This window comes from Streptomyces sp. NPDC085481 (assembly GCF_044541845.1).
GTDB lineage: Bacteria > Actinomycetota > Actinomycetes > Streptomycetales > Streptomycetaceae > Streptomyces.
On record NZ_JBITTJ010000006.1, the window covers coordinates 180,218 to 199,865 of the forward strand.

16 protein-coding genes are annotated in these 19,648 nt (G+C 73.6%); 9 read left to right on the forward strand and 7 right to left on the reverse strand.

The genetic code is table 11. From position 1 onward, the window contains the following. Positions 1 to 93 precede the first annotated feature (93 nt). The 4 genes from ACIGEZ_RS15615 to ACIGEZ_RS15630 form a co-directional block, all read right to left on the reverse strand. On the reverse strand, positions 94 to 786 hold the full coding sequence (locus tag ACIGEZ_RS15615; RefSeq protein WP_399831008.1) for a response regulator transcription factor: 693 nt from the start codon (positions 784 to 786) through the stop codon (positions 94 to 96). A 39-nt stretch (positions 787 to 825) separates the two neighbouring features. Then, on the reverse strand, positions 826 to 1,980 hold the full coding sequence (locus ACIGEZ_RS15620; RefSeq protein ID WP_399831012.1) for an IS701 family transposase: 1,155 nt from the start codon (positions 1,978 to 1,980) through the stop codon (positions 826 to 828). 683 nt (positions 1,981 to 2,663) lie between these two features. Beyond that, positions 2,664 to 3,905 (reverse strand): MFS transporter, encoded by a 1,242-nt coding sequence (locus ACIGEZ_RS15625; protein WP_399831015.1) that lies wholly within the window; start codon positions 3,903 to 3,905, stop codon positions 2,664 to 2,666. Between the two features lie 120 nt (positions 3,906 to 4,025). Further along, on the reverse strand, positions 4,026 to 4,556 hold the full coding sequence (locus ACIGEZ_RS15630; protein ID WP_399831018.1) for an SDR family oxidoreductase: 531 nt from the start codon (positions 4,554 to 4,556) through the stop codon (positions 4,026 to 4,028). Positions 4,557 to 4,740: 184 nt separating this feature from the next. On the opposite strand from ACIGEZ_RS15630, the gene ACIGEZ_RS15635 reads away from it, so the two are divergent. Further along, positions 4,741 to 8,091: an AfsR/SARP family transcriptional regulator gene (locus tag ACIGEZ_RS15635; protein WP_399831021.1), complete on the forward strand. Its 3,351-nt coding sequence runs from the start codon at positions 4,741 to 4,743 to the stop codon at positions 8,089 to 8,091. A 34-nt stretch (positions 8,092 to 8,125) separates the two neighbouring features. Here ACIGEZ_RS15635 and ACIGEZ_RS15640 read toward each other — a convergent pair whose 3' ends face one another. Next, positions 8,126 to 8,818: a TetR family transcriptional regulator gene (locus ACIGEZ_RS15640; protein WP_399831024.1), complete on the reverse strand. Its 693-nt coding sequence runs from the start codon at positions 8,816 to 8,818 to the stop codon at positions 8,126 to 8,128. Positions 8,819 to 9,086: 268 nt separating this feature from the next. Continuing rightward, positions 9,087 to 9,668, reverse strand: coding sequence for a TetR family transcriptional regulator (locus tag ACIGEZ_RS15645; RefSeq protein WP_399831027.1), 582 nt, complete (start codon positions 9,666 to 9,668; stop codon positions 9,087 to 9,089). A 291-nt stretch (positions 9,669 to 9,959) separates the two neighbouring features. On the opposite strand from ACIGEZ_RS15645, the gene ACIGEZ_RS15650 reads away from it, so the two are divergent. From ACIGEZ_RS15650 to ACIGEZ_RS15665, 4 genes are all read left to right on the forward strand, one after another. Further along, a complete protein-coding gene (locus tag ACIGEZ_RS15650; RefSeq protein ID WP_399831030.1) occupies positions 9,960 to 10,382 on the forward strand; it encodes a cell division protein SepF in 423 nt (140 codons plus the stop codon). Positions 10,383 to 10,437: 55 nt separating this feature from the next. Further along, entirely contained in the window at positions 10,438 to 11,787 is a 1,350-nt protein-coding gene (locus ACIGEZ_RS15655) for an ATP-binding protein (protein WP_399831034.1), read from the forward strand. Continuing rightward, positions 11,784 to 12,149 (forward strand): nucleotide pyrophosphohydrolase, encoded by a 366-nt coding sequence (locus ACIGEZ_RS15660; protein WP_399831037.1) that lies wholly within the window; start codon positions 11,784 to 11,786, stop codon positions 12,147 to 12,149. Before ACIGEZ_RS15655 ends, ACIGEZ_RS15660 begins: the two co-directional genes overlap by 4 nt. A 126-nt stretch (positions 12,150 to 12,275) precedes the next feature. After that, the gene (locus tag ACIGEZ_RS15665) at positions 12,276 to 12,767 is read left to right on the forward strand and encodes a DUF6099 family protein (RefSeq protein ID WP_399831040.1); all 492 of its coding nucleotides are present in this window, start codon (positions 12,276 to 12,278) and stop codon (positions 12,765 to 12,767) included. Between the two features lie 29 nt (positions 12,768 to 12,796). Here the strand turns inward: ACIGEZ_RS15665 and ACIGEZ_RS15670 are convergent, their stop codons facing one another. Beyond that, a complete protein-coding gene (locus tag ACIGEZ_RS15670; RefSeq protein ID WP_399831043.1) occupies positions 12,797 to 13,081 on the reverse strand; it encodes a hypothetical protein in 285 nt (94 codons plus the stop codon). A 281-nt stretch (positions 13,082 to 13,362) separates the two neighbouring features. On the opposite strand from ACIGEZ_RS15670, the gene ACIGEZ_RS15675 reads away from it, so the two are divergent. The 4 genes from ACIGEZ_RS15675 to ACIGEZ_RS15690 all read left to right on the forward strand — a co-directional run bounded on the left by ACIGEZ_RS15675 (position 13,363) and on the right by ACIGEZ_RS15690 (position 19,383). After that, a complete protein-coding gene (locus ACIGEZ_RS15675) occupies positions 13,363 to 14,286 on the forward strand; it encodes an LLM class F420-dependent oxidoreductase (protein WP_399831046.1) in 924 nt (307 codons plus the stop codon). 4 nt (positions 14,287 to 14,290) lie between these two features. After that, complete coding sequence (gene mmuM, locus ACIGEZ_RS15680; RefSeq protein WP_399831049.1) at positions 14,291 to 15,193, forward strand: homocysteine S-methyltransferase; 903 nt, start codon at positions 14,291 to 14,293, stop codon at positions 15,191 to 15,193. A 69-nt stretch (positions 15,194 to 15,262) separates the two neighbouring features. After that, a complete protein-coding gene (locus ACIGEZ_RS15685; protein WP_399831052.1) occupies positions 15,263 to 16,732 on the forward strand; it encodes a 3' terminal RNA ribose 2'-O-methyltransferase Hen1 in 1,470 nt (489 codons plus the stop codon). Beyond that, positions 16,729 to 19,383 carry a polynucleotide kinase-phosphatase gene (locus tag ACIGEZ_RS15690; protein WP_399831055.1) on the forward strand — a complete coding sequence of 885 codons (2,655 nt, stop codon included), beginning with the start codon at positions 16,729 to 16,731 and terminating at the stop codon, positions 19,381 to 19,383. Before ACIGEZ_RS15685 ends, ACIGEZ_RS15690 begins: the two co-directional genes overlap by 4 nt. Positions 19,384 to 19,648: the final 265 nt, after the last annotated feature.

A 19,648-nucleotide genomic window follows, 5' to 3' on the forward strand; every position in this document is an offset into this window, starting at 1 on the left:
GCAAGGCCGACCGCGGCGGAGCGACGTACGGCGCTGTCCCGGCGGCTCACGTACGCGCCGTGCGGCGGGGGCCCCGAGCCCCCGCCCTCGGGCTCAGCCCGCGGACGCTTCCGGCACCCGCACGGAGTGCCCCATGCGATAGCCGACCCCGCGCACCGTGATGATCCAGCGGCTGCAGCCGAGTTTCGCGCGCAGGGTGCTGACATGCGTGTCGATGGTGCGGCTTCCGGCCGCCCAGTCGCTGCCCCACACCTTCGCCATCAATTCCTTCCGCGACACCACGGTCTCGGATTGCGACGCGAGAAGATAGAGCAGCTCGAATTCCTTGGACGTCACGTCCACGAGACGGCCCCGCAACCGCACTTCCCGAGCCCGGGGATCGATGTGCAGGTGATCGAGGGAAATGGCCTCGGGCGTAGCGGAATGGGGACGGCGGACCCGTCGGAGAACCGCCTCGACACGCGCCCCGATCTCCCGGAATCCCCAGGTGCGGGCGACACAGTCGTCCGCGCCCGCTTTCAGGGCGAGAACCCGCTCCAATTCGTCGTCACGGCGGGTGTAGGCGATCAGCGCCACATCGCTTTCGGCCCGCAGGTTCCGGCACACCTCGATGCCGTCGACATCGGGGAGTTCGAGGGACAGCAGCACGAGGTCGGCCTCGCGGTAGGTGCGCAGGGCGCGCGCCCCGCTGTCCACGCTCCGGGCGGCGTAGCCCTGGCGGCGCAGATCGCGGACCAGCGACTCAGCGGAGGAGGCTTCCCGCTCCACCACGAGTACGTTTCTCATCTCCCCAGCCTCTCCGGGCCTCTTCTCCTCGGCTTCACGTCAGCTCACCGCGCCGGCCAGCGCCGGGGCCGGGACGGTGCCGCGCCGGCGCAGGTACTGATAGGCGTACGCGACGGAGGCCATGGTCATGTGGTGGTGCCAGCCGGGATAGGAACGGCCCTCGAAGTCGAGCACGCCGAACCGATCCTGCAGGGCCGTGACGGTCGACCGGACCGTGCCGCGGCTGCGCATCAGGGCCAGGTCCACGCGCCGGTCGGCGAGATTGGTGATCCAGTACCGGGCGGGCTGCAGGCCGTCGGGGTCGAGGAGCTCCAGGAGCCGGTAGCCGCGCGCCGCGCCGTCGGCGCCGACGGCGCGCAAGGGCAGCCGTACCGTGCCGGAGTAGGCGTAGAGGGACAGCGCCCGGCCGCCGGTCCGGGAGCCCCGGAAGCGCCCGTCCGGAGACTGCCGTGCCATGACATAGGGCTGACGGGCGCCGCGTTCGTCCATCAGGGCGCCGGCCGTGGTCACGGCCGGGGTGCGGTGGCCGGTCAGGACGACCTGGCCCGGGTCCACCTCGCAGAGGATCTCGGCGCGGTGCCGGGCGAGCCCGGCCAGGACGCCGGTCGATGCCTCGCACCGGGTCAGGTCGAGCACCCAGGGAAGGCGCGGCAACCGGGGCTGGGCGGCGACCTCGGCCGCGAACGCGAGAACATGGGCGCCGGCCGGCTGCACCGTCTCCTCCTCCGGTATCCGGGCCCGCTGGCGACGGGCCACGTCCCAGCCCCACGAGCCGTCGAGCACGAGACTCCAGTCCACCGGGAAGCAGTGCGCGTCCGTGACGAGGAAGAGCCCCACCGCACGCTGGCAGTTGACGGTCCGTCCGGTCGTCGTGTCCAGCCGCCGGTGCACGCCCACCGAGTGCTCGCCGCGCTTGGGGATGATGAGGTCGGTGGCGGTCCAGGCGTACGGCGCGGCGGTCGCCGCGACCCGCTGGGCCAGCCTGCGGCGCACCGGCTCCCAGTCCCACGGGCTCGTGTTGATGAACTGGTGCAGGCTGTGCGCCGCCGCGGGCGGCAACCGCTCGGTCAGCGCCATGCTCCGGGGCGTCTTCCGGCCGGAGACGTGGAGCAGGCCCCGTAAGTACGCCCTGGCCCAACGGCGTTGCTCTGCGCGGTGCAGCGGCCTGAAGATCTCCTCAAGGAACGTCTGCATGCGCGCGTTCTCGTCCGCCGCGGTTGCGCGTGGCCTGCTTGACGTGCTTGACGACATGTGACGCTACGCCCCCCTCGTACTTCCCTCGCTCGCACCGGAGTCGGTGCCTTCTGCGCTCCGTACGAAGCTCAAAAATACCGGCTCGAAGGAAAATTTCACGGGCTGGTCGCCGACTTTGCCTACTCGCCCTCTGACCTGCGGAAACAGCCTTCGGGAGCGAGCGTCGACGGCCCGTGTCCGGCGTCGCGACGAGGCGTGCCGGGAACCGGCTCGGCGGGCCTCGCCGGGCGTCCGGGCGCTGGTCACAGGGGCGGCGCGCGGCGTGCGCCGGCGCGGGCGGCGCGCGCCCCCCGACGCACGTGTCAACAGCTCGTGAACATCCGTCGGGGGGCGTCAGGAACGCGACAGGTAAAGGGGGGTCTTGACTGCTGCGGAAAAGCGAGGGTCGGGACCGTGAAAGGAATCTGGGTCGGGACTGCGGGAGGAATCCGGGGTCGGGGCTTCGGGTGGGATCGTGCTCGGGACTGCGGGTGGCATCGTGGTCGGGGCTTCGGGTGGGATCGTGGTCGGGACTGCGGGTGGAATGGGTCGGCAAGGCCGCCGAAGGCCCGGGGGATGGTCTGCCTTCGGCGGCCGCTCTAGGGGGTACGAGGCCGGTGTGCCTGGTGTGGTGCGGCGGGCCCCTACCCGGCGTCCGGGCGCTTGGCCGGGAAACCGTGGGCGCGCGCGACCACGACGACCACCAGCACCGGCAGCAGGAGCAGCAGCACCGTCCACGGGAAGGACTCGCTGCCGATCGAGTCGAGCAGGATGCCGCCGATGATGCCGCCGGCGGCCATGGCGACGTTCCACAGCGTCACGAGCATCGCCTGTGCGGAGTCGGCCTGTTCGCCGCCCGCGTCGGCGACCGCCGTCTGCAGCAGGGTCGGCACGCCGCCCCAGCCCAGACCCCACAGTGCCGCCGCGACGTACACCAGGGCCGTGCTGTCGGAGAGCACCGCGAGCAGCGCCGCCGCCACGGCGACGAGCAGGGTGCTGGCCACCGTCAGCGAGCGCAGCCGGTGGTGGATCTGCGCGCCCACGATCCAGATGCTGGCCAGCGAGGCGGCACCGAAGACCAGCAGGATCACATCGGTCCTGCCGCCGAGGCCGAGGTCGTCGAGGTACGTGGCGATGTACGCGTACAGAATGGTGTGCGCGAGCACGAACACCAGCGTCACGAACAGCACCGGGGTCACGCCCGGCACCTTCAGCGCCCGCAGCATCCTGGGCTTCTCGCCGGCCTCCTGGCCCGGGTAGTCCGGCACGATCGCGGCGATCCAGAGCAGCAGCAGGACGGTGAGGCCGGTCATCGCGAAGAACGCGACGCGCCAGCCGAGTTCGGTGCCGAGGAAAGTGCCGGCGGGCACGCCGAGCGAGAGCGCGACCGGGATGCCGGCCATGGCGATGGCGATCGCCTTGCCCTGGAGCGGGACCGGCGACATGCGGCGCGCGTAACCGGCGAGCAGCGCCCAGGCGAGACCTGCGGCCACACCGGCGACGAAGCGGGCGACCATCGTCAGGCCGTAGACGGACGAGACGGCCGTGACCGTGTTGGCGACGGCGAAGCCCGCCATGGCGGTGAGCAGCAGCCGCTTGCGCCGCCAGCGGGCGGTGGCGGCGGTCAGCGGGATGGCGGTCAGGGCGGTGCCGATCGCGTAGATGGTGACCGTCTGGCCGGTCGCCGACTCGCTGACGTGCAGGTCCTTGCTCATCGCGGGCAGCAGGCCGGCGGGCAGGGTCTCGGTGAGGCTGGTGATGAAGACGGCGGTGGCCAGGGCGAGCAGCGCGAAGAGCGGAAGCTTCTGCGGTTCGCCGCCGCCCTTGTCGGCCGCTGGTGCGGATGGCGACGCGGGAGCGGCGGCGGTGTCGGGTGAGGTGCTCATCTGGAGTGCTCCGGATGTTCTGGGGGACGGGATGGGAGTCAGGGGCTGGGGACTTGGGGGACTTGATGGACCTGTTGGCCTTGATGGACTTGATGGACTACGGGTCGGTCGCGCATCGCCCTAGGAAGGGCCGAGGCCGCCGTCGACGGGGAGCCGGGCCCCCGTCGTGAACGTCGCGTCCGTGGCCAGGAAGAGCGCGGCGCGGGCCACCTCCTCGGCCGAGCCGAGCCGGCCGAGCGGCGGCAGCGTGGTGGCGGCGTCGGGTGCCGCCTCGATACAGCCCGGGGCCACCGCGTTGACCCGGATGCCCCGCGGCGCCAGCTCCGCGGCGAGCGCGCGTACGGCGGCCGAGGTCGGGGCGGGGGCGGTGAGCACCACCGCGCCGCCGTCCCTGAGGCGGGGCAGCAGCGGGCGGGCGGTGGCGACGGCGTCGGCGAAGAGGAGGTCGGCGCCGTCGCCCTCGAGGCCTTCGGCGGTGGCGACGACGCGGGCGGCGGAGCCCAGCTCGGACCGCGCGTGGGCGCGTTCCCCGGCGGTACGGGCGGTCAGCAGGACCTGCGCGCCGCCCTCCACGAGCCGCTTGGCGATCGCCAGGCCGATCTCGGTGTCCTGGCCGACGACGACGGCCCTCCTGCCCGCGTACCTGGTCATGCCCGCCACTCCCTTCCGCCGCATGGCGAGTCGTTTCTGCCTGCCGACTCTGGGCGAGACCGCTTCGGGGACGCTTCGGAAGCGCTGATGGTGCGCTGAGGGTGCGGCCGCCGGCGACCGAGGGTGCTGCCGGTGGCGCTGTGACGAGCGGTGATCCGGTGCGCGCCGGGGTACGGTGGCCGACATGCGCTTTGGGGTACTGGGACCGCTCGTGGTGTGGGACGACGAGGGCGCGGCGGTCACGGTCCCCGAGGTCAAGGTGCGGGCCCTGCTCGCGGATCTGCTCGCCCACGACGGCGGTCCGGTCTCCACCGACCGCCTCATCCAGGACCTGTGGGGCGACGAACCGCCCGGCAAGCCCGCGGGCGCCCTCCAGGCCAAGGTCTCCCAGCTGCGCAGGGTGCTCGGCCGTGAGGCCGTGGTCCACCAGGCCCCCGGCTACCGGCTCCGGCTCGACGGCGCCGCGCCCGAAGTGGACGCCGACCGCTTCCGCGCCCTGGTGACCGAGGCCCGTACCGTCCGCGATCCGCGCACCCGGGCCGAGCTCCTCACCGACGCGCTCGCGCTGTGGCGGGGGCCCGCGTACGCCGACTTCGCCGACGAGGGCTTCGTACGGGAAGCGGCCCAGCGCCTCGCCGAACAGCGCCTGTCCGTCCAGGAGGAGCAGGCCGAGGCCCGTCTCCTCGCGGGCGATCACCTGCTGCTCGCCGGCGAACTCGCCGCCCTCGTCGACCGGCATCCGCTCCGCGAGCGCCTCCGCGCCGTCCAGATGCGTGCCCTCTACCTCGCCGGCCGGCAGAGCGACGCCCTCGCCACGTACGAGGACCTCCGCTCGCGCCTCGCCGAAGACCTCGGCGTCGACCCGGGGCCGGCCCTGACCGCCCTCCACCAGGCGGTCCTGCGCCAGGACCCGCGGCTGGGGGCGGCGGGGACGGGGCCTGCGCCGCGAGAGGAGATACCGGTCCAGGCCGAGGCCGAGGCCCAGGCCCAGGCCCAGGTCCAGGCCCAGGTCCAGGCCGAGGCCCAGGCCCGCGTCCCTCAGGACCGGACTCAGGCCGAGCACCGGGCCACTGCGGCCCCACCCACCTCTCCCGCCTACCCGCACCTCCCCGTCCCCCTGACGCACCTCATCGGCCGGGAGGAAGCCGTCACCGAGGTGACCAGGCTCCTCCAGGACTCCCGCCTCGTGACGCTCACCGGCCCCGGCGGGGTCGGCAAGACGCGCCTCGCCGTGGCGACGGCGACGGCGGCCGGGCCCGAACTGCCGGACGGGGTCTGGCTCGTGGAGTTCGCGGGGGTGCGTGGCGGGACCGCCGCCGATCTCGCCCAGGCCGTCGCCACCGCGCTCGGTATCCGGGACGACTCTCCGACCGGGCTGCCCGGTACCGGATCCGGCGCGGGCGCCGCGACCCCCGCGTACCGGCTGGCCGCGGCCCTGCGCGACCGCCGCACCCTGCTCGTCCTGGACAACTGCGAGCACGTGGTGGACGCGGCGGCGGAGCTGGCCGAGCTCCTGTTGCGCACGTCGCCCGGGCTGCGGGTGCTCGCCACCAGCCAGGAGCCGCTCGGACTGGCCGGCGAGGCGGTGTTCCTGGTGGAACCGCTGCCCACGGACGACGCCGTACGGCTGTTCAGCGAGCGCGCGGCCGCCTGCGACCCGGCGTTCCCGCGCGACCCGGCCGGAGTGGACCCGGCCGATCTCGCCGCCATCGCCGAGATCTGCCGCCGCCTGGACGGCATCCCGCTCGCCCTGGAGCTCGCCGCCACCCGCGTACGCACCCTGGGCGTACGGGAGTTGGCCGGGCGGCTCGGCGACCGCTTCCGGGTCCTCAACTCCCGTCAGCGCGGGGCGCCCGCCCGGCAGCAGACCCTGCGGGCGGTCATCGACTGGAGCTGGGAGCTGCTGAGCGCGCCCGAGCGGATCGTGCTGCGCCGCCTCGCCGTGCACAGCGACGGCTGTGACCTGGAGGCGGCGGAGGCGACCTGCGCGGGTGACGGCGTCACCCGGGACGAGGTGCTCGACCTGGTGACCCGGCTGGTGGATCGTTCCCTCGTGGTCGTCGTGGACGGGCCCGCCGGGCGGCGCTACCGGCTCCTGGAATCCGTCGCCGCGTACGCGACCGAGCGGCTGCACGAGATGGCGGACCTGGCCGGCGTACGCGACCGCCACCTCCACCACTACCTCGCCCTCGCCGAACGGGCCGAGCCCCACCTGCGCGGCACCGGCCAGCGCTCCTGGCTCACCCGCCTCGATGCCGAGGCGGGCAACCTGCGCGCCGCCCTCGACGAGGCGGTACGGCGAGCGGCGAACGGACCCGCCGGCCAGGCCGTACGCCTCGCCACCGCGCTCGCGTGGTGGTGGCTGCTGCGCGGTCGCCTCACCGAGGCGCGCCGCAGTCTGGCCGCAGTGCTGGCCGCCACCCCCCACCCCGCTCCCGAACTCGACCTGCTCCACGCCGCGTTCGCCTTGCTCACCGGTGACCACGAGGCGGCGGCGACGCCGGCGTCCGAAGCGATCGCCGACCCCGTCCGCCGTGCCCGTGCCCTGTGGCTCTGCGCCTACGGCCTGTTCAGCGCGGGCGACGTCGCCGGGAGCGAGGAGCTGAACACGCGCGCCCTCGCGCTCTTCACCGAGGCCGGCGAGCAGTGGGGCACCGCCGCCGCGCTCGGCATGCGCGCCACGCTCGCCATGGTCGGCGGCGACCTCGCCGGCCTCGGTCGGGACGGCCTGCGCAGCGCCACGCTCTTCCGTGAACTGGGTGACCGCTGGGGAGAGTTGCAGACGGTCTCGCCACTCGCCGCACTCGCCGAGATCAAGGGCGATTACGCCGACGCGGCCCGCCGTCAGCGCGAAGGACTGGCCATGGCAAGGGAGTTGGGTCTGGAGGCGGAGGTGTCGGCCCGGCTCTCCGGTCTCGGCCGGCTCGAACTCCTCGCCCACAACTGGGAGCGCGGCCGCGAACTGCACGAGCAGGCCCGCCGTATCGCCGCCGAACAGGGCTACAAATACGGGGAGATCCACTCCGAGATGGGCCTCGCACTCGGGGCACGCCGCTCCGGCGACCTGGACGCGGCGGCGGCGCACCTGGCGCATCTGCGGGACGGCTACGCCGACGTGTCCTCGGAGGCGGGCGACCATCTGCTCCTCGCGGAGCTCGGCTTCCTCGCCGAACTCCACGGCGACGCCGATGCCTGCGCCGCCCACCACCTGCGGGGCTGGGACGTCGCCCGCTCGCTCGACGAGCCCCGCGCCCTCGCCCTCTCCCTGGAGGGGCTCGCGGGCGCCGCTCTCCTCCGGCGTGACGGCCGGGAGCCCGACGCCGCCCACGCCGCTCTGCTGCTCGGCGCGGCGGACGCGGCCCGCCGTGCTGTGGGCGCCCCGCTGCCGCCCGCCGAGCGCGGTGACGTGGACCGCATCGCGGCCGCCGCCCGGGCGGCCCTGGGGGAGGACGCGTACGGGAAGGGGTTCGAGGAGGGCGTACGGCTCACCGCGCACGAGGCGGTGCGCCAGGTGCGCGAGGCCCTCGGCTGGTGAGGTGACGACGCCCGGGCCTGCGACCCGCCGCGCGTCAGCGGCGCGGGGCGGACGGACAGAGTTCGATGTCCTCCTCGGCGCACGGGATGATCGTGCGGACCACCGCGATCGTGCGTTCCGCGAGGTCCGCACGGTTGTTGAGGACCCAGGAGATGTGCTGTGCCCCGAAGAAGGCGGAGACGAGGACCGTGGCCAGCGTGGTGGCGGAGGACAGCGCCTGTCTCGCCGTCCGGTCGTCGCCGTCCGCCTCGACCGGGGCGACGTCCTTGGCGAGCCACGAGGTGATGAGGTGGGTGTAGCCCTCGTACGGCAGCGGGATCTGCGCGCCGATCAGCTGCCGCTCCAGCTGTAGCCGGGCCCCGGCCTGCAGGGCGGTCTCGTCGCGGAAGGCCACGGCCGTGCGGATGAGCAGCTCGGCGACGGCGCTGACCGGCGGGAGGCACAGCTCCTCGACGGCGTGGGCGATCTCGCCGATGCGCCGGTTGAAGAGCTCGGTGACCGCGACGGCGAGGGCGTCCTTGTTCTCGTAGTGGAAGTAGACGGCGCCTTTGGTCAGCCCGGCGGCCTGGGCCACGTCCAGGATCGTGACCGCGGGGTACCCCTTGGCGGCGAACGCCTCGGCCGCGGAGGCCAGGACCCGCTCGCGCGTGCGGATCGCCCGCTCCTGCTTCAGCTCCTTGGTGGTGGCGGGGGCCGAAACACCGAAGAGGTCACCCGAGTTGGCCATGAGCGTCCCATTTCCGCTTGTCGGAAGGGGCGATCGATGCGGTGACTGCGACATGGCCGACGATCCCCCACTTCATTCCGCCGGGACGGAATCGTACCGGGACGGTGGCCGAAAACCGAAGGGCTGGGCGCGATCAGGTGGTTGCATCCCGGACCAACCTCGCCCATATGAGGGCAAGCACTGGTCGGGGCGGGTCGGCAGGGGCGCAGCTGGTCGCCGTGCCCCCGCCTGCCGTCGTGTCACCTCGTGGGACCCGGCCTCGCCGGCGTCAGGCCGCGGCGTCGCCGGCCTCGAGCAGCTCCCAGACCTGACAGACCTGGCGGGTGCTGTCGGCCGGTGAGCCCGTCGGTGACGTGTAGAACATGCCGAACATGAGCGACAGGAACATCGAGCCGATCACCTCCGGACGGTGGGTCGAGGCCAGCTCCTCCCTGTCCTGCGCGTCCGCGACGAGCCGGGTCAGCGCGGCCTGCAGGTCCGTCACGGCCTGCGGAGCCGTACCGCTCGCGCAGGCCTTCTCGTACGCCAGCCGCAGCCCGGCCCGGAAGCGCAGGTCCGAGTGCATCCGCTGGACGAAGCCGACGGTGACGCGGTGCAGGATCGCCAGCGGCGGATCGGCGTCGCCGATCTTCCGCAGCAGCTCGCGCCACCCGGCGTCGAACGCGGAGGTGAAGACGGCGGCGAGGGCGTCCTTCGACGGGAAGTGCCCGTAGAGGGCGCCCTTGGTCATCCCCACCTGGCCGGCGATCCGTTGCAGGTTGGCCCCCACGTAGCCGTGCCGTGCGAACTCGTCGGCCGACGCGTCGAGGAACCGCTCATGGGTCCTCGTCGCTCTCTCCTGTTTCGGCACGGTTTCCCTCCGGCGTCACTTGGTCACCGAGAATAACAATCTCTGGAGAATCTTTTCTCTTGGAAGCTCCCTCTTACCGGGCTTTCGCCAGGATGGCAACTGCAGGTTCCAGTCGAGAAGGTGACGGAATATCACGTACCGACGGTTCGCCGCCTTCAGAACGGCGCGAAACACACCAGAGATGACACGACACCTCTGCGGGTGATCTTGTGTGAGGTGCCCGGGTGGAGCGCGCCGAGTCGGCTCGTGTCGCTGTTGGGCCGAACGGGTGAGGAACGGGAGGATGGGTGCATGAGTAGGTACGAGAGGTACGACGTCACCGACGAGCAGTGGGAGGGCCTGGCTCAGGTCGTGCCCCTGCGCGGGCGTGACGAATGGCCGTCCAGGGTCGACCACCGCGCATTCCCCGATCAGTACGAGACCGTCGAACAGCGCCGCATGGTCGTGCTGCGGGTCCAGGTCTTCGCGGACGCCCGCGAGGTCGCCGAGTACCTCATCGCCCAGATCCCGGTGCTCCTCGACCTGACGAGCGCGGATACCGAGGTCGCCAAGCGCATCCTCGACTTCAGCAGCGGCGTCGTCTTCGGCCTGGGCAGCGGCATGCACCGCGTCGACCGCAACGTCTTCCTGCTGGCCCCGGCCGGTACGGAGGTCGAGGGCGCCGAGGACGAGGCGCCGGAAGGGGCGGACGGGGCCGCGGTCCCCCGTTCGTAGGAAGGTCATTCAGGCGTAACGGTTCGTCATGCGGGCCGCTGCGTACGGTCCGGTCATGACCCTCACCGGCGGCACCGCGCCCGACCGCACGTCAGAAGTCCCTGCCCAGGGGCGTGCCCGCAGTCGTACCTCCGTACCGCCCCCCGCTCTTCCCTTACCGGAAGGGAGCGGCCGGGCGCCGGCGCCTGCGGCGGCCGGGCCCGCCGGGAAGCCCGCTCCGGCCCGGCCCGCCGGGAAGCCCGCTCCGGCCCGGCCCGCCGTCACCGAACTGCGGCTCTCCGCCTTCGCGGTCCATCGTGCCGCCGTCCTTCCGCTCGGGCCCGTGACGCTGCTCAGGGGCCCGAGCGGCAGCGGCAAGTCCAGCGCCCTGCGCGCATACGAGGCGCTGGCGCTGCTCGGCGCGGGCGCCGGGCTCGCCGAAGCGCTGCCCGACGCGGCCGACCTCGTGCCCGAGCGGGCCCGGCCCGACGCGCAGGGGCGGCGCGGGTTCCGGATCGGCTGCACGGTCGACGGGCCTGCCGGACCCGTCCGGCTCGACGTGGCCGTCCAGGCCGAGCCCCACCTGCGGATCGTCGGCGAACGGCTCACCTGCGGCGGCCGCACCCTGCTCGCCACCGCCCTGCGCGACCCGGGCCGCAGCACGGTGCAGGCCGAATGGCACACGGCCGGCAGCACCCCCGTCACCCGCGCGCCCTTCCCCGACGACCTGCTCGGCACGGCCCTCCTGCCCCTGCGCGTCGCCGGCAAGACCAAGGGGCAGCTGGAGGTCCTCGCCGCCGCCGAGCAGGTGGTCGTCGGCCTGCGCACGGTCTTCGCGTGCGACCCCCAGCCGCGGCGGATGCGCGCCCCGGTCCCGATCGGCGAGGGCCGGCTGCGCCGCGACTGCCGCAACCTCGCCGAGGTGCTGCACCGCACCGCCACCGAGTGCCCGCGCCGGCACGCGCGCCTCGCCGCGATCGCGGGCGCGGGCTGCGCGGGTCCGGTGACGGCCCTCGGCCTGCGGGAATCGGTGGCCGGCATGGTGCAGGCCGTCCTCGAACGGGGCCCGCGGCACGCGACACCCCTGGGACGGCTCGGCGACGGGGAGCTGCGCTACCTCGCCCTCGCGCTCGTCCTGCTCACCGGACCGGGCGTGCTCGCCGTGGACCCGGTCGCCGAGGTGCCCGAGGCCATGCGGACGCTCACCGTCCTCGCCGACGGCCTCGACCGGGGCCTCGACGGGCGGCAGCTGCGCGAGCTGCTCGCCCTGGCCGCCGCGATCTGTGCCGACGGGCACCTGCGGCTGGTCGGGACGGTGGGGCGGGGCGGGACGGTGGGGCACGACGGGCCGCCGGGGCAGGGCGGGCTCGACGAGCCGGGGTTCCGGGAGCCGGCCGGGGTGACGGTGGTAGACCTGGAGCCGTGACGGAACCTGATCTGGCCGGCCTGCAGCGCCGCCTCGCCGACTTCGCGGCCGCCCGGCAGTGGCAGCCGTACCACACGCCCAAGAACCTGGCGGCGGCGCTGAGCGTCGAGGCGGCCGAACTCCTGGAGATCTTCCAGTGGTTGACGCCGGAAGAGGCGGGCCGCGTGATGGACGACCCGGACACGGCGCACCGGGTCACCGACGAGGTCGCCGACGTCCTCGCCTATCTGCTCCAGTTCTGCGGGGTGCTCGGGATCGATCCGCTCACCGCGCTCGCGGCGAAGATCGACCGCAACGAGATCCGCTTTCCGGTACACGCACGCAAGGCCGAAAACGACCGTGATCGTCACTCTTCGGAGTGATCGGGTTTTCCCCGCCGAGCTTCCTGTCCACAGATTTCCGAATTCCCCTGGTGTTTGGGCTCAGTCGGCTTCACGCTGGGTAATGGAATGAGTGGGCAGTAAGTCATAAGAACGGGGGCGGCGTTGATGGAAGCGGAGCGACTCGTCGCGACCGGTCGGCACGCGCTGGCCGAGAGCCGCACGGCGCTGGACATCGTGGCGGAGGCCTGGCAGGCCCAGGCCCTCGCCCAGGCGATAGGAAGTCATCTCGCACTCCATGGACCACTGGAGCTGCGGAGCGAGGCACGGGGACTGAGCGAGATCGGCGGCGGGCGCGGGACGATCGACCACCCCGCGCTGCGCGGCGGCGGACCCAGGGCCGCGCAGCTCACCGAAGTGGGGGACGCGCGGGCGGCGTTGACCGCGCTCGGCGCGCTCCTCGGCGAGGTGGGCATCGCCCTGGTCGGGGTGGCCTGCGCCACGGACGAGGAGGGGCTGTACTGGCAGTGCATCGAGGCCATCGACGCCGCCGACGAGGCCGGCGACAGGGTGAGCGGGATGCTGCGCCGCCTGGCGGTCCGGGAGCGCGACCGCCCGCCCGACGCGGCCCGGGGCCGCGCGGGCCCCAGACCGGCGTGAGGCGGTGCCGCCGTCCCGGGCGCGCTCCGTCAGGCCGGGGTGCCGCCGCGGTGGTCCGGGGGCGTGGGGATGCCGGGGGTGTCGCGGCTGTCGGGGATGCTCGTCTGGCGGTCCGCGGAGGACTGGAGGTCGGCGTCGAGCTGCGACAGGTCGGCGGTCAGCGCCGCCATCAGCTCCTCCATCTGCTGCAGCAGACCCTTCGGGGCGCCGCCGCCCTGCTGCTCGGGCACGGACTGCGCGGACTGCTGCACCGGCGACACCGACGGTCGGGGCTGCTCGGGCACGGCCCGTTCCGGCGCGGCTTCCTGGGACATGGCGGCCTCCTCGGCCCGGGCCCCTCCGGCGAGGGAAGGGCCAACAAGAGAGAGCGACGCACCGGCAGCGGCCGCCGGCACGCGGGCCGGGCGGTCCGGCTCCGCCCGAGCCAACGACGGGTCCCGGGCCCCGGTCACTGGCCCGGTGGGACGGCGCCCGTCCAGGGGGCGGATATTCACCCGACCGGGCCGGTGGTGATCCTTCGCTGACGAAGAGGTTGACGCACGCTGCTGACCGGCAGGCCCTGGGGCCTGGCCGGCCCAAGGTGCAGGATGGAGGTATGGATCTTCGAATCTTCACGGAGCCCCAGCAAGGGGCCGACTACGACACCCTGCTCACGGTCGCCAGAGCCACCGAGGACCTGGGATTCGACGCCTTCTTCCGCTCCGACCACTATCTGCGCATGGGCTCGGCGGACGGGCTGCCCGGACCGACGGACGCGTGGATCACGCTGGCCGGGCTCGCCCGGGAGACCCGGCGGATCCGGCTCGGCACGCTGATGACCGCCGGCACCTTCCGGCTCCCCGGTGTGCTGGCCATCCAGGTGGCCCAGGTCGACCGGATGTCGGGCGGCCGGGTCGAACTCGGCCTGGGGGCCGGCTGGTTCGAGGAGGAGCACCGGGCGTACGGCATCCCCTTCCCGAAGGAGAGGTTCGGCCGCCTGGAGGAGCAGCTGGAGATCGTCACCGGGCTGTGGGGCACCGAGGTTGGCAAGACCTTCTCGTACGAGGGGGAGTACTACCGGCTCGACGAGTCGCCCGCTCTGCCCAAGCCGGCCCAGGCGCGGATCCCGGTGCTCGTCGGCGGGCACGGGGCGAGCCGTACACCGAGGCTCGCGGCCCGGTTCGCGGACGAGTTCAACATCCCGTTCGCCTCGCTGGAGGACACCGAGCGGCAGTTCGGCCGGGTGCGGGCGGCGGCGGAGGCGGCCGGACGACCGGCGGACGCGCTGGTGTACTCCAACGCGCTGGTCGTCTGCGTCGGCAAGGGCGACGCCGAGGTCGCCCGCCGGGCCGCCGCCATCGGCCGGGACGTGGCCGAGCTCAAGGCCGACGGCCTGGCCGGTTCGCCCGCCGAGGTGGTGGACAAGATCGGCAGGTACGGTGCACTCGGCTCCACCCGGATCTACCTCCAGGTCCTCGACCTGGACGATCTGGACCACCTGGAGCTGATCTCCGCACAGGTCCAGAGGCAGTTGGGGTGACGCCATGAAACCCGTCCGCTCGCTTGCCGCCGCCCTCGCCGAGCGGGTCCTGGTGCTCGACGGCGGGCTGTCCAACCAGCTGGAGGCGCAGGGCTGCGACCTGTCCGACGCGCTCTGGTCCGCGCGGCTGCTCGCCGACGGGCCCCAGCAGATCGAGGCGGCGCACGCGGCCTATGCACGGGCCGGCGCCCAGGTCCTGATCACCTCCAGCTACCAGGCCACCTTCGAGGGCTTCGCCCGGCGCGGCACCGGCCGGGCGGAGGCGGCGCGGCTCCTCGCGCGCAGCGTGGAACTGGCCCGGGCCGCGGGCGGACGCACGGAGCGGGAGATCTGGGTGGCCGCCTCCGTCGGCCCGTACGGAGCGATGCTCGCGGACGGCAGCGAGTACCGGGGCCGGTACGGGCTGACGGTGGGCGAGCTGGCGCGCTTCCACCGGCCGCGCGTCGAGGCCCTCGCCGAGGCCGGGCCCGATGTGCTCGCCCTGGAGACGGTGCCGGACGCCGACGAGGCGGAGGCGCTGCTGCGGGCGGTCGACGGGTGCGGGGTGCCGGTCTGGCTGTCGTACACGGTCGAGGGCCGGCGCACCCGGGCCGGTCAGCCCCTGGCGGAGGCCTTCGCCCTCGCCGCCGGGCTCGACCAGGTCGTCGCGGTCGGGGTGAACTGCTGCGACCCCGAGGACGCCGGGCCCGCCGTGGAGATCGCCGCCGCGGTCACCGGCAAGCCGGTCGTCGTCTACCCCAACAGCGGGGAGCGATGGGACGCGCGGGCTCGCGGCTGGCTCGGAGGCGCCACCTTCGACCCGTCCCGCACCGCCCGCTGGCGCGCGGACGGCGCCCGCCTGATCGGCGGCTGCTGCCGGGTCGGCCCGGACCGGATCGCCGCGCTCGCGGCGACCCTGGAGGAATAGCGAGGACACCCCCCTTCGGGCCGGGAAAATGCCTGGTCGGGGAGGGAGCACGCGACCATACTCGGACGGGTGTTCCTGACAATCAGTACGACCGGTACCCATGAGCGTCCCGCGACCGATCTCGGCTTCCTGCTGCACAAGCATCCCGAGAAGGCGCAGACGTTCTCGACCTCCCACGGCACCGCGCACGTCCTCTACCCCGAGGCGAGCGCGGAGCGGTGCACGGCCGCGCTGCTGCTCGAAGTGGACCCCGTGGCGCTCGTCCGGCGCGGCAAGGGCAAGGGCCGGGGCGGCGCCCCGGACTCCGCCCTCGCCCAGTACGTGAACGACCGGCCCTACGCCGCCTCGTCCCTGCTGGCCGTCGCGCTCGCCAAGGTCTTCAAGAGCGCGCTGCACGGCAGCTGCGCCGCCCTGCCCGAGCGGGCCGCCGCGCCCCTGCCGCTGCGCATCGAGATCCCCGCGCTGCCCGCGCGCGGCGGCGGTGCCGAACTGGTCTCGCGGCTGTTCGGACCGCTGGGCTGGGCATCCGTCGAGGCGGAGCCGGTCGTGCTGGACCCCGAGTTCCCCGAGTGGGGCGACTCGCGCTACGTGCGGCTCGTCCTGGAGGGCGAGCTGCGGCTCGCCGACGCGCTCAACCAGCTCTACGTCCTGCTGCCGGTGCTCGACGACGCCAAGCACTACTGGGTCGCGCCGGACGAGGTCGACAAGCTGCTGCGCGCCGGCGACGGCTGGCTCGCCGACCACCCCGAGCAGAAGCTGATCACCAGCCGCTATCTCTCCCGCCGCTGGGGCCTGACCCGGGAGGCGACCGAGCGCCTTGAGCTGGTGCGGCTCGCCGAGGCGGACGACCTGGACGTCGAGGACGTCGACAACGCGGTCGACGAGACCACCGACACCGAGGAGCGGCCCGTGCCGCTCGCCGAGCAGCGCCGCGACGCCATCCTCGGCGCGCTGCGCGCCGCCGACGCGTCCCGGGTGCTCGATCTCGGCTGCGGCCAGGGCCAGTTGGTGCAGGCCCTGCTCAAGGACGTCCGGTTCACCGACATCGTCGGGGTGGACGTGTCGGCGCGTGCGCTGTCCGTGGCCGCCCGCCGGCTCCGCCTGGAGCGGATGGGCGAGCGGCAGGCCGGCCGGGTGACCCTGCTCCAGGGCTCCCTCACGTACACCGACAAGCGGCTCGCCGGCTATGACGCGGCCGTCCTGAGCGAGGTAGTCGAGCACCTCGACCTGCCCCGGCTGCCCGCGCTCGAGTACGCGGTGTTCGGCTCGGCCCGGCCCCGTACGGTCGTGGTGACCACGCCGAACGTCGAGTACAACGTGCGCTGGGAGTCGCTGCCGGCCGGGCACGTCCGGCACGGCGACCACCGCTTCGAGTGGACCCGCGAGGAGTTCCGGCAGTGGGCGGAGGCCGTCGCCGGGCGGTACGGGTACGGGGTCGCCCACGCCCCCGTCGGCCCGGACGACCCCGAGGTCGGCCCGCCGACCCAGATGGCCGTCTTCACCCGTACCGACGAGACCCCGAAGGAGGACGCGGCATGACCGACACCACCGACACCACCGGCGCCACCGGCGCCACCGACACCAACGACACCACCGGCGCCACCAGCACCACCGGCGCCACCGGGACGGGCCTCCGCAGGCTGCCCGTCACCGATCTCTCCCTCGTGGTCCTGATCGGTGCGACCGGCTCCGGCAAGTCGACCTTCGCCCGGCGCCACTTCAAGCCGACCGAGATCGTCTCCTCCGACTTCTGCCGCGGCCTCGTCGCCGACGACGAGAACGACCAGAGCGCGAGCAAGGACGCCTTCGACGTCCTGCACTACATCGCGGGCAAGCGGCTCGCCGCCGGCCGGCTGACCGTCGTCGACGCCACCAACGTGCAGCGCGAGGCCCGGCGCCAGCTCGTCCAGCTCGCCCGCGAGCACGACGTGCTGCCCATCGCGATCGTCCTCGACCTGCCCGAGGAGGTGTGCGCCGCGCGCAACGCGGCCCGCGCCGACCGGGCCCACCTGCCCCGCCACGTCATCCAGCGGCACCGCCGCGAACTGCGCCGCTCGCTGCGCGGACTCGAGCGCGAGGGCTTCCGCAAGGTGCACGTGCTGCGCACGGCGGAGGAGGTCGAGGCCGCCGAGGTCGTCCTGGAGAAGCGGTACAACGACCTGCGTCACCTCACCGGTCCCTTCGACGTCATCGGCGACATCCACGGCTGCAACTCCGAGCTGGAGACCCTGCTCGCCAAGCTCGGCTACCAGGACGGCGCCCACCCCGACGGCCGGACCGCCGTCTTCGTCGGCGACCTCGTCGACCGCGGCCCCGACAGCCCCGGCGTGCTGCGCCGCGTCATGAGCATGGTGGCCACCGGGAACGCGCTCTGCGTGCCCGGAAACCACGAGAACAAGCTGGGCCGCTGGCTGCACGGCAGGAAGGTGCAGCAGACCCACGGCCTCGCCGAGACGATCGAGCAGCTGGAGCGCGAGCCGGAGGAGTTCCGCGCCCAGGTGTCCGCGTTCATCGACGGGCTCGTCAGCCACTACGTCCTCGACGGGGGCAAGCTGGTGGTCTGCCACGCCGGTCTGCCGGAGAAGTACCACGGCCGCACCTCGGGCCGGGTCCGCTCGCACGCGCTGTACGGCGACACCACCGGTGAGACCGACGAGTTCGGGCTGCCGGTGCGCTACCCCTGGGCCGAGGACTACCGGGGCCGGGCGACCGTCGTGTACGGACACACACCCGTGCCGACCACGTCCTGGATCAACAACACCATCTGCCTCGACACCGGCGCCGTCTTCGGCGGGCGGATGACCGCGCTGCGCTGGCCGGAGCGCGAGCTCGTCGACGTACCCGCCGAGCGCGTCTGGTACGAGCCGGCCCGCCCCCTCGCGCCCGAGGCGCCGGGTGGTCACCAGGGCCGGCCGCTCGACCTGGCCGACGTGCACGGTCGCCGGGTCGTCGAGACCCGGCAGATGGGCAACGTCGCCGTCCACGAGGACAACGCGGCCGCCGCGCTCGAGGTCATGAGCCGGTTCGCCATCGACCCGCGGCTGCTCGCCTACCTGCCTCCGACGATGGCGCCGACGGCGACGTCGAAGCTGGGTACCCGCGGCGGAGCCGCTGACGAGCACTACCTGGAGCACCCGGCCGAGGCGTTCGCGCAGTACGAGGCCGATGGCGTGGGCAAGGTCGTGTGCGAGGAGAAGCACATGGGCTCGCGGGCCGTCGCCCTCGTCTGCCGGAACGCGGAGGTGGCGGCCGAGCGCTTCGGCGTGGCCGCGCGCGACGGGGTGACCGGCGCGCTGCACACCCGTACCGGCCGCCCGTTCTTCGCCGACCGGGACACCACCGAGCAGGTCCTCGCGCGGCTGCGGGCGGCGATCGACGCCGCCGGTCTGTGGGACGAGCTCGACACGGACTGGCTGCTCCTGGACGGCGAGCTGATGCCCTGGTCGCTGAAGTCGGCCGGGCTGCTCCGCTCCCAGTACGCGGCGGTCGGTGCCGCCTCCCGGGCGGTGTTCCCCGGCGCGGTGGGGGCGCTCGAACAGGCGGTCGCGCGCGGCGTGACCGGTGTCGACGAGCTCCTCGGCCGGCAGCGGGAACGGGCGGCGGACGCGGCGGCCTTCACCGAGGCGTACCGGCGCTACTGCTGGCCGACCGAGGGCCTCGAGGGTGTGCGGTTCGCGCCGTTCCAGGTGCTCGCGGCGCGCGGGCGCTCGCTGGCAGGCGTCCCGCACGACGAGCAGCTGGCCTGGCTCGACCGGCTGGTCGAGCACGACCCGACGGGTCTGCTCCAGGTCACCCGGCGGCTCGTGGTCGACCCGGCCGACGAGGCGTCCGTTCAGGCCGGGACCGACTGGTGGCTGGAGCTGACCGCCGCGGGCGGCGAGGGCATGGTCGTCAAGCCGCTCGCGGCCCTCGTCCGCGGTGCCGACGGGCGCCTCGCGCAGCCCGGCATCAAGGTACGCGGCCGGGAGTACCTGCGGATCGTCTACGGCCCCGAGTACACCCGCCCGGACAACCTGGAGCGGCTGCGCAACCGCTCCCTCGGCCACAAGCGGTCGCTCGCGCTGCGCGAGTACGCGCTCGGCCTGGAGGCCCTGGACCGGCTTGCGGACGGGGAGCCGCTGTGGCGGGTCCACGAGGCCGTCTTCGCGGTCCTCGCCCTGGAGTCGGAGCCGGTCGACCCGAGGCTGTGACCTCGGGTGATCCCCGGCCCTGACCGGGGACGGCCGCGCTCCATGGACCCGCCGGGTTTCCCTCCGGTGCGCGGCCGGTCACAGGCAGGACACAGGGGGCGCAAGGGTGCTGGAAACAGCGCTCCCTTGCGCCCCTTGTGATCGTTCCCCTCGCGTTGACGCGATTCTCGGCCACCCTCTAGCGTTCTTCACCCCACGACGTGACGCAGCGTCAACAGTGTGACTCTGGTTGCGATATGAGGTGGGAACAAGCACGCGAATGCGC

Bases quoted from the DNA above. Each gene is read 5' to 3' on its own strand.
- ACIGEZ_RS15675 (WP_399831046.1), top strand. From the start codon at position 13,363: ATGGATCTTCGAATCTTCACGGAGCCCCAGCAAGGGGCCGACTACGAC.
- mmuM (WP_399831049.1), top strand. From the start codon at position 14,291: ATGAAACCCGTCCGCTCGCTTGCCGCCGCCCTCGCCGAGCGGGTCCTG.
- ACIGEZ_RS15630 (WP_399831018.1), bottom strand. From the start codon at position 4,556: ATGACCAGGTACGCGGGCAGGAGGGCCGTCGTCGTCGGCCAGGACACC.
- ACIGEZ_RS15640 (WP_399831024.1), bottom strand. From the start codon at position 8,818: ATGGCCAACTCGGGTGACCTCTTCGGTGTTTCGGCCCCCGCCACCACC.
- ACIGEZ_RS15650 (WP_399831030.1), top strand. From the start codon at position 9,960: ATGAGTAGGTACGAGAGGTACGACGTCACCGACGAGCAGTGGGAGGGC.
- ACIGEZ_RS15625 (WP_399831015.1), bottom strand. From the start codon at position 3,905: ATGAGCACCTCACCCGACACCGCCGCCGCTCCCGCGTCGCCATCCGCA.
- ACIGEZ_RS15665 (WP_399831040.1), top strand. From the start codon at position 12,276: ATGGAAGCGGAGCGACTCGTCGCGACCGGTCGGCACGCGCTGGCCGAG.
- ACIGEZ_RS15670 (WP_399831043.1), bottom strand. From the start codon at position 13,081: ATGTCCCAGGAAGCCGCGCCGGAACGGGCCGTGCCCGAGCAGCCCCGA.
- ACIGEZ_RS15615 (WP_399831008.1), bottom strand. From the start codon at position 786: ATGAGAAACGTACTCGTGGTGGAGCGGGAAGCCTCCTCCGCTGAGTCG.
- ACIGEZ_RS15620 (WP_399831012.1), bottom strand. From the start codon at position 1,980: ATGCAGACGTTCCTTGAGGAGATCTTCAGGCCGCTGCACCGCGCAGAG.
- ACIGEZ_RS15655 (WP_399831034.1), top strand. From the start codon at position 10,438: ATGACCCTCACCGGCGGCACCGCGCCCGACCGCACGTCAGAAGTCCCT.
- ACIGEZ_RS15690 (WP_399831055.1), top strand. From the start codon at position 16,729: ATGACCGACACCACCGACACCACCGGCGCCACCGGCGCCACCGACACC.
- ACIGEZ_RS15635 (WP_399831021.1), top strand. From the start codon at position 4,741: ATGCGCTTTGGGGTACTGGGACCGCTCGTGGTGTGGGACGACGAGGGC.